Origin of the sequence: Streptomyces sp. ActVer (assembly GCF_027270795.1) — a bacterium.
GTDB lineage: Bacteria > Actinomycetota > Actinomycetes > Streptomycetales > Streptomycetaceae > Streptomyces > Streptomyces umbrinus_A.
Genome location: NZ_JAPWHT010000944.1, coordinates 1 through 995, shown reverse-complemented (window position 1 = coordinate 995; position 995 = coordinate 1). Strand labels below are relative to the sequence as shown.

The window sequence follows — 995 nt, the reverse complement described above, 5'->3', positions numbered from 1 at the left end:
GACGCCGTCGAGTCCGCGCGCACCCTCGCCCACGAGGCGGGGACCGAACTCCTCGTGCGCCAGGGCCAGTACGGGCCGTGGCACCCGGGCCGCTGCGCCGAGCTCGCCGTCGTCGTCGACGGCGCCGAGCGGGTCATCGGGTACGCGGGCGAGCTGCACCCCGGTGTCCTCAAGGGCCTGGGACTGCCCGCGCGGACCTGCGCGATGGAGCTGAACCTGGACGTGCTGGAGCAGGCGAGTGCCGGGCTGCCCAAGGGCCCGCACCTGTCGACCTTCCCGGTCGCCACGCAGGATGTCGCGCTGGTCGTCTCCGGGGACGTCCCCGCGGCCGACGTCGAGGCCGCGCTGCGCGAGGGGGCGGGCGAACTGCTGGAGTCCATCCGGCTGTTCGACGTCTACGAGGGCGAGCAGCTCGGCGAGGGGCGGAAGTCGCTGGCGTACGCGTTGCGCTTCCGCGCGGATGATCGCACGTTGACCGTGGACGAGGCCTCCGCGGCGCGTGACGCCGCCGTTGCCCTCGCGGGTGAGCGTGCGGGGGCCGTTCTTCGGAGCTAGCTCTCTGCAAGTGGCGCCGGGGAACTGCGGGTTGATGGCTTGCTGCGGCTGCGTCGTGGCTTGTCGCGCAGTTCCCCGCGCCCCTTTCAGGGGCCCGTGGCTGGTCGCGCTCTCGCGGCAGAGCCGCAAAATTCACAGCCCCGCGCCCCTTTCGGGGCGCTGTTCGCGTCACCTCACTCATTTGGGTGACAAGTGTGGGCGATCCAGGTCGATCGGGGCAGGCGGTCGACAGAATCGACCCGGCCGAACAGGCCGGTGCCTGCGCTGAACAGGGCCTTAGGGGGGCCATCGGCATGATCCATACCAAGGCTGGGGGTCTCCGTCGGGCCAGTCCCGGAGTGAGCCACCGGACACGATGGCGGAAGACCGTCTCCCGGACGCTCGGTCGCACACCGGCCGACAGACTGCGCCGGGCCCGGGCCCGGGCCCGTCGGCCGGGC

Annotated in this window: 1 pseudogene; it reads left to right on the top strand. The window is 72.5% G+C overall.

From position 1 onward, the window contains the following. Positions 1 to 555, top strand: a pseudogene (locus O3Q52_RS53510) (phenylalanine--tRNA ligase subunit beta); the annotation flags it as partial. Positions 556 to 995 lie beyond the last annotated feature (440 nt).